Consider the following 7,293-nt stretch of genomic DNA (forward strand, 5'->3'; position numbering starts at 1 on the left):
GCAACCCTTCCGGTTCAGACCTTTGATAACGGTATTGCAACAGTCAATACGGAAACTGCCGAAAAATTAGGCTATTCCTTAGATAAGATTAAAGAAGCCTTCAAGCCGTTCTGCACCAAGATTGTGGAGATTAAGACGGAAAAAGAATTTAAATCATAGGATACAAGATGAGTGGATTTTTAACAGTAGGAATTATGAAAACAGCTGTGGAACTGGGGCTTATTTATGCCCTGGTTGCCATGGCACTATTTATTTCTTATAGTATTTTAAATATCGCAGACCTTTCTACCGACGGATCCTATACTTTAGGCACGGCAGTGTCTGCAGTTTTTACAATTTCCGGACATCCGATTTTGGGAATTTTTATGGCTATGTTATCCGGTTCTCTTTCCGGCTTTGTCACGGCCTTTTTGCAAACTACTCTGGGGATTGAAAGTATTTTGGCGGGAATCATTGTGAATACAGGCCTTTATACCGTGAATTTAGCGGTGATGGGTTTTTCTTCCAACCTGTCCATCTTTGGTACAGACACGATTTTTACGCTCTTTGCAGGGGATAATGCCTTTTTAAATGAGTGGGGAGTGGTGATTCTCCTTAGTATTATAGTTCTTCTTCTTTGTTTTTTCTTAAAATGGTTCTTTAAAACCGGACTGGGGCTATCGATTCGGGCAACGGGAGACAGTCCTGCTATGGTCCGAGCTTCCTCCATTAATCCCACCTTTACCATTACGGTAGGACTTTGTCTGTCCAATGCTTTAACCGGTCTTTCCGGCTCTTTAATCGCACAGTATAACAAAACGGCTGATATTAATTTGGGTACCGGTATGGTAACGGTGGCATTAGCATCTTTAGTTATTGGGGAAAGCATTTTCGGAAAGAAAAAGCTGATTTTGCGTCTTTTGGGTGTGGTATTCGGTTCTCTACTTTATAGAAGCATTATTGCACTGGCTTTACGTTTAAAGGTACCGACGGAAGCCTTCAAGCTGGTCAGTGCCTGCATTGTGGCCCTGGCAATTTCTTCCACCAAGGTGAAGGAGCTTTTACAATATAGCAGATTAAGACGAAATGCTATGGAACGACAGAAAAAGGAAGGGGAGAAGCATGCTTAGTTTATCCCATATTTATAAGACCTTTAATGCGGGAACCATTCATGAAAAAAAAGCCCTGCAGGATTTAAATTTGCATTTGTCTTCCGGAGACTTTGCGACTATAGTAGGAAGTAACGGAGCAGGAAAATCCACCCTCTTTAATGCAATTTCCGGGAGCTTTTTATTGGACAGCGGTTCCGTGGTTTTAGAGGGAGAAGATATTACCTTTTTACAGGAGCATAAGCGGAGTAAATTTATCGGAAGACTTTTTCAGGATCCTCTGATGGGTACCGCGCCTCACATGAGCATTGAGGAAAATCTTTCTGTTTCCTATCTTCGAGCTTCCCACAGCTCTTTATTTTCCAGAGTGAAAAAGAAGGACAGAGAATTCTTTCGGGAGCAGCTAAGCCTTTTGGAAATGGGCTTGGAGGATCGGATGAATCATCCTGTGGGATTGCTTTCCGGCGGACAAAGACAGGCTCTTACTCTTTTAATGGCCACCATGGTAACGCCGAAGCTGTTGCTTTTGGACGAGCATACAGCGGCATTGGATCCGAAAACCGCGGATAAGGTATTGGAACTGACCCGAAATATTGTGGAAGAGAGAAAAATCACCTGCCTGATGATTACCCATAATATGCATCAGGCTTTGGAACTTGGAAACCGAACTTTGATGATGGATCAGGGAAATATCGTGTTGGATTTATTCGGGCAAGAGAGAGAGGGACTTTCCGTAGATAAGCTGCTGGAGCTCTTTATGGCAAAGGCCGGAAAGGCATTGGACAACGATCGTATTCTTTTATCCTAAGAAGGGGAGGAGAGACTATGTTAAAGAAAGACTTTGTAATTACCATTGGCAGACAGTACGGTTCCGGCGGAAGAATTGTGGGAAAGCGTTTGGCGGAAAGCCTGGGGATTCCCTTTTATGATGAGGAGATTTTAAAAATCACCTCGGAGAAAACCGCTATCGGAGAGCAGTATTTTCGTCTTGCGGATGAGAAAGCCGGAAGCAATGTGTTGTTTAAAATCGTGGATTCCTTAAAGCCCAGATTGGGGAAGCCCAGTTTATCCGAAGACATTGTAAGTCCGGAGAATCTTTTCCGTTTTCAAAGCCAGGTGGTAGTGGAGTTGGCGGAGCAGGAATGCTGTATTATTGCCGGCCGTTGTGCCAATGTGGTTCTTCGAGATGCCGGAAAGGAACATGTGGATTTCTTCGTTTATGCGGATATGGAAAAACGCATTGAAAGAACCATGGACTATTGCAAGGTGGATCAAGAAGAAGCCAAGAAGCGTATTAAGAAGATTGATAAGGAAAGGAAAGAATATCATCGTTACTACACCGGAGAAGAATGGATGAAACCGGACAATTACGATTTGATGATTAATGCTTCCCGAATCAATTATGATGAGATGGAATTGTTGATGAGAAATTATCTGCAAATGAAAGGCTATATCGAATGATGAAAAGCATCGCGGGAGCGGGAAAAGTAATAAAGGGCAGTTTAACGGTACCCGGAGACAAAAGCATTTCTCACCGGGCGGTAATGTTTTCCGCCTTGGCTCATGGAGAAACGAAAGTAAAAGGATTTTTGCCCGGGGAAGACTGTTTGTCCACCATTTCCGTTTTCCGAAAAATGGGCGTTTCCATAGAACAGGAGCAGGACAGTGTCCGAATCCAAGGACTTGGCCTTCACGGCTTAAAGGCTCCGGAAGAAGCCCTATACTGCGGAAATTCCGGTACCACCATGCGACTGATGGCGGGAATTTTGGCGGGACAGAGCTTTTCCTCTTGCTTAACGGGGGATGAAAGCTTGGAAAAACGTCCCATGAAGCGAGTTTGTCTTCCCCTGGAAAAGATGGGGGCGAGAATCAAGATGCAGGGAGAAAAGGGTACGGCTCCTTTGGAGATTACCGGCTCTCCTCTGAAAGGGATTTACTATGAAAGTCCGGTAGCTTCCGCCCAGGTGAAGTCCTCCGTACTTTTGGCAGGGCTTTATGCTAAGGGAAAGACTTCCGTGATTGAACCAAGTCTTTCCAGAGACCATACAGAACGACTTTTGGGAGCTATGGGGGTGGAATGTTCTACAAAAACCCTGGAGGATGGCAGAGTGGAGATATCTTTGGAAGGCGGGCAGGAACTTAAGGCTCTTTCTGAAGAGTATCTTGTTCCGGGAGATATTTCCTCTGCGGCTTATTTTATGGCTTCCGTATTTTTTCTTCCGGGATCCTCCTTACGGCTTAAGAATATCGGTCTTAATCCCAGCAGGTGCGGAATTTTGACGGTATTGGAAAAGATGGGGGCGAAGATTTCCTTGGAAAACTGCTCTATAGTTTATGGAGAAGAAAGAGGGGATATTTATCTTGAATATAGTCCCCTAAAAGCCGTGGATATCGGAGGAGATTTAATTCCCCGTTTGATTGACGAGCTTCCCCTGCTGGCTATACTGGCTACGATTGCAGAGGGGGAGACCCGGATTTATGATGCGGCAGAGCTTAAGGTCAAAGAATCCAACCGAATCAAAGCCTGTGTAGAGAATTTACAGCGTCTGGGTATTTCTGCGGTGGAAACGGAGGATGGCATGATAATTCCGGGAAAAGGATCTGTTTTCTCCTTGGAAGGAAAGAGGATTCCCAGCTTTTTGGATCACAGAATTGCCATGAGCTTTTCCGTTTTAGGACTTCTCTGTAAGGCGGAAAATCCCATGCAAATTGAGGATTCCGAATGCATTCAGATTTCTTATCCAAATTTTTTCAAAGATTTTGAAAAAGTTCTTGACGAGGGATAAAATATTTGCTAATATACGCTAGTCGGTTTTTAAACGACTGAGGCGAATTGGTCAAGCGGTTAAGACGCAGCCCTCTCACGGCTGAATCCCGGGTTCGATTCCCGGATTCGTCACTCCCGAGCATTGCTCGGGTTTTTTTGTGTCTATTTTTCTTTCGTTTTTTATTTCTTTTCTTTTTTCTCTGATTTGGTACAATATAGGAGCATTCAAAATAAAGGAGAAAAATAATGCACAAAAATCTTGTTTTGGATATGGGAAATGTTTTAGTCACCTATGATCCGGTATGGGTGATTCAAGAATATACAGATAGAGAAGATTGGATTAAAGAAATCAAAGATGTGATGTTTTATTCCGGAGAGTGGATCCGGTTGGATGCAGGGCTGATGTCCGAGGAGGATGCCCTAAAAGCATGGATGAAACGTTGCAGTTCACCGGAGCTGGCAGAGCTTTGTAAAATCTGTTTTGAAAACTGGGATAAATATAATATGAAAAAAATCCCCGGTGTTGCGGAAATCCTAAAGGAAGAGAAGGAGCAGGGAAGAAAGCTTTATCTTTTGTCCAATGCTTCCATGCGCTTGCTTCCGATTTGGCGGGAAGTGCTTCCCGGATCAGAATATTTTGACGGCATCTTTTACTCTGCGGCCTTTCAATGCCTGAAGCCACAGGATGTTATTTATGAAAGATTTTTAAAGCATTTTTTTTTGGAAGCAAAGGATTGCTTTTTTATAGATGATTTAAAAGAAAATATTGAGGGCGCAAAGAAAGCAGGCTTGGATGGCGCAGTTTTGCCTCTTCCCGAAGCTTCTGCTCTTCGAAAGATTTTGGAAGAAGAGAAAAACGCATAAAGTCTATAGGAGGACAAATGAATCAGCTTAAGGAACACCCCTTTCCTTTAGTGGAATATAAAATCAGTACAGGGCTTCTCCCAATGGTGGAATCGCCCCTTTTCCAAAGAGAAACAGGGTTACAGCATGGCTTCTCCACCAGAAAGGGTGGCGTATCCAAGGAACATTTGGCTTCTTTAAACTTAAGCTTCTCTGTGGAGGATGCCAAGGAAAACGTCCTGGAAAATTTCCGGAGAGTCGGAGAGCGTTTCGGGAAAACCTCGGAAGACTTTGTGCTTAGCAAGCAAAGTCATGAAACCAAGGTACTAAAGGTAGGTACGAAGGACAGGGGGAAGGGCATTACAAAAGAAAGAGATTATGAGGGAATAGATGCGTTAATCACGGATGAAGAGGGCCTTATCCTTTCCTGCTTTTCTGCAGACTGCGTTCCGATTTTATTTTATGATCCGATTCGTAAAGCTGTGGGCGCCTGCCATAGCGGCTGGAGAGGCACCAAGGGGAAGATTCTTCGGAATGTGGTGGAGGAAATGTCAAAGCATTTCTCTTCTAATCCTGCGGATATTCTTATTGCCATCGGCCCCAGTATTTCCAAGGAGCAATATATTGTTTCGGAAGACTTGGGTCTTTCCTTCCTGGAGGATTATCCGGATTTAGGAGAGGATTCAAGTTCTCCTATTCAAAGGATTTCAAAGGATAAATTTCAACTGGATTTGTGGGATTTAAACCGTAGGATAGCGCTGGACTCCGGAATAAGGGAAGAGCATATTTCCATCAGCGGTTATTGCACCATGGAGAATCCGGAACTGTTTTTTTCTCACCGTTACAGTCAGGGAAGAAGAGGACTGCAGGGAGCTTTTATCTGCTTACAGGATTAGATAGTACTTAAGCCAAAAGCCGGCTATGAGAGTTCATAGTATGCTTTCCGTTGGGAAAGAAAGGATATGATTTTGCCGATGAAAAAATATGCCATATTGATTTTGCTTTTCCTTTGCAGTCTTTCGGCCTGCGGAAAAGGTAAAGAGAAGCCTGTAGTGAAAGAGGCTTCCGCTTCCAATCTGGAGGATGTAGTGGATGAGAAAGCCAGTTCCTCCGAGCTTGCCAAAAAGGTGGAAGAAAGAAAACAGGAGGAAGAGGAGCTTGCTCTTTCCCGATATACCAATCTGGGACTGGTGCAGTGTGATTCCAGCTTTATTAACTTCCGCTCACAACCCAATGAAAATGATATTCAAAACATTATCGGAATTTTAAAGAATGGAGCAGGAGTGGAGATCTTAGAGTCTCCCGCAGCGGGAACGGAGAACTGGGTGAAGGTTCGTTCCGGCGGTTTGGATGGCTATATTTCCAAGCAGTTTTTGCTGGAGGGAGAGGAAGCGAAGGAAAAGGCCAAGGAATATATGGAGCCAAGAGTTACCATCTTGGCGGAGAAGCTTCGTATTCGTTCTACTCCGGAGAAGATTGACGGAAATACCTTAGGCTCCTGTGCCAAGGGGGAACGATATATTGTATTGGGAAGAAGCGGAAAGGATTATCTGAAAATTTCTGCAGATACCATCGAAGGGGTGGAAGAGGCTTATATATCTTCCAGTGCGGAAAATGTAAGTTTGGAATACGGCTTGGATGAGGCGCGAAGCTACAATTTAAAGCAAAAGGTTTTAAACCAGTATGATCACCTTGGGGTTTCCAAGGCACAAGATTATATCAATATCCGTTCCGACCCTGCCGACAAGGGCATTGACAACATTATCGGAAAATTCCCGGGCTATGCGGGAGGAGATATTTTAGGGGAAGAAAACGGTTGGCTGAAAATCCGTTCCGGAGAAATCACCGGCTATGTTAAGTCGGAGCTGGTGGCGCAAGGAAAGGAAGCGGAGCAGTTGGCCCTTGCCCATGCTCAGGTTATGGCAACGGTAAATACGGATGCTTTAAATGTCCGGGCAAACCCCAGTACTGAATCCAATGCCTGGACCAAGGTCACAAGAGATCAAAGATATTCCGTGGTAAATCAGCTGGATGGATGGGTACAGTTGGACCTGGACTCCGGAGATGATCAGGAAGGAGATCAGGGAGCCTATGTTTCCACAAGAGATAACAATGTTACCGTTAACTACGGCTTAATCGAGGCCATTTCCTACAGACCGGCACAGGATAGAGCCAATATTGCGGCAAAGAGACGAAGCGATTTGGTGAACTTTGCCTGCCAATTCGTCGGTAACCCCTATGTGTGGGGAGGAACCTCCTTAACCCACGGTTGCGATTGCTCCGGCTTTACCCAGACAATTATGAGTAAATATGGCGTTTCTTTGCCCAGAGTTTCCAGGGATCAGGCCAGAACCGGTGTGAAGGTAAGCAGTGAAAATATGCGTCCCGGAGATTTGATTTTCTATGCCAACAGGAGAGGTGTGGTAAATCATGTAGGAATCTATATTGGTAATGGTCAGGTGGTCAATGCGGCCTCCAGACGTTCCGGAATTCGAATTTACCGTTGGAATTACAGAACTCCTGTGGCAATTCGAAATGTATTAGGAGATTAACGAAACGGAAATGCCTAAATACAACATAAGGGCATAAGCAAAG

7 protein-coding genes and 1 tRNA gene are annotated in these 7,293 nt (G+C 44.3%); all 8 read left to right on the forward strand.

Translation table 11 applies throughout. The annotated features are described in order from the left end of the window. The first annotated feature begins 167 nt into the window (after positions 1–167). The 8 genes from RYO92_RS10440 (at position 168) to RYO92_RS10475 (ending at position 7,250) form a co-directional block, all read left to right on the forward strand. A complete protein-coding gene (locus tag RYO92_RS10440; protein ID WP_183681971.1) occupies positions 168–1,109 on the forward strand; it encodes an ABC transporter permease in 942 nt (313 codons plus the stop codon). After that, positions 1,102–1,896, forward strand: coding sequence for an ABC transporter ATP-binding protein (locus RYO92_RS10445; protein WP_183681974.1), 795 nt, complete (start codon positions 1,102–1,104; stop codon positions 1,894–1,896). The genes RYO92_RS10440 and RYO92_RS10445 overlap by 8 nt, the downstream gene beginning before the upstream one ends. Before the next feature lie 17 nt (positions 1,897–1,913). Beyond that, positions 1,914–2,549, forward strand: a complete 636-nt coding sequence (locus RYO92_RS10450; RefSeq protein ID WP_314832843.1) for a cytidylate kinase-like family protein — start codon at positions 1,914–1,916, stop codon at positions 2,547–2,549. Next, positions 2,546–3,874: a 3-phosphoshikimate 1-carboxyvinyltransferase gene (gene aroA / locus RYO92_RS10455; RefSeq protein WP_315370336.1), complete on the forward strand. Its 1,329-nt coding sequence runs from the start codon at positions 2,546–2,548 to the stop codon at positions 3,872–3,874. The genes RYO92_RS10450 and aroA overlap by 4 nt, the downstream gene beginning before the upstream one ends. Positions 3,875–3,915: 41 nt before the next feature. Continuing rightward, a tRNA-Glu gene (locus tag RYO92_RS10460) sits at positions 3,916–3,987 on the forward strand. A 114-nt stretch (positions 3,988–4,101) separates the two neighbouring features. Further along, positions 4,102–4,719: an HAD family hydrolase gene (locus RYO92_RS10465; RefSeq protein ID WP_315370337.1), complete on the forward strand. Its 618-nt coding sequence runs from the start codon at positions 4,102–4,104 to the stop codon at positions 4,717–4,719. Between the two features lie 17 nt (positions 4,720–4,736). Then, the gene (gene pgeF, locus RYO92_RS10470) at positions 4,737–5,594 is read left to right on the forward strand and encodes a peptidoglycan editing factor PgeF (protein ID WP_315370338.1); all 858 of its coding nucleotides are present in this window, start codon (positions 4,737–4,739) and stop codon (positions 5,592–5,594) included. 66 nt (positions 5,595–5,660) lie between these two features. Continuing rightward, positions 5,661–7,250, forward strand: coding sequence for a C40 family peptidase (locus RYO92_RS10475; protein WP_315370339.1), 1,590 nt, complete (start codon positions 5,661–5,663; stop codon positions 7,248–7,250). Positions 7,251–7,293 lie beyond the last annotated feature (43 nt).

Source organism: Oribacterium sinus, from assembly GCF_963553175.1.
Classification (GTDB): Bacteria; Bacillota; Clostridia; order Lachnospirales; family Lachnospiraceae; genus Oribacterium; species Oribacterium sinus_B.

What these genes read in the sequence shown, in the direction of transcription:
- RYO92_RS10440 (WP_183681971.1), top strand. Translation starts at nt 168, where the DNA reads ATGAGTGGATTTTTAACAGTAGGAATTATGAAAACAGCTGTGGAACTG.
- aroA (WP_315370336.1), top strand. Translation starts at nt 2,546, where the DNA reads ATGATGAAAAGCATCGCGGGAGCGGGAAAAGTAATAAAGGGCAGTTTA.
- RYO92_RS10445 (WP_183681974.1), top strand. Translation starts at nt 1,102, where the DNA reads ATGCTTAGTTTATCCCATATTTATAAGACCTTTAATGCGGGAACCATT.
- pgeF (WP_315370338.1), top strand. Translation starts at nt 4,737, where the DNA reads ATGAATCAGCTTAAGGAACACCCCTTTCCTTTAGTGGAATATAAAATC.
- RYO92_RS10465 (WP_315370337.1), top strand. Translation starts at nt 4,102, where the DNA reads ATGCACAAAAATCTTGTTTTGGATATGGGAAATGTTTTAGTCACCTAT.
- RYO92_RS10475 (WP_315370339.1), top strand. Translation starts at nt 5,661, where the DNA reads ATGATTTTGCCGATGAAAAAATATGCCATATTGATTTTGCTTTTCCTT.
- RYO92_RS10450 (WP_314832843.1), top strand. Translation starts at nt 1,914, where the DNA reads ATGTTAAAGAAAGACTTTGTAATTACCATTGGCAGACAGTACGGTTCC.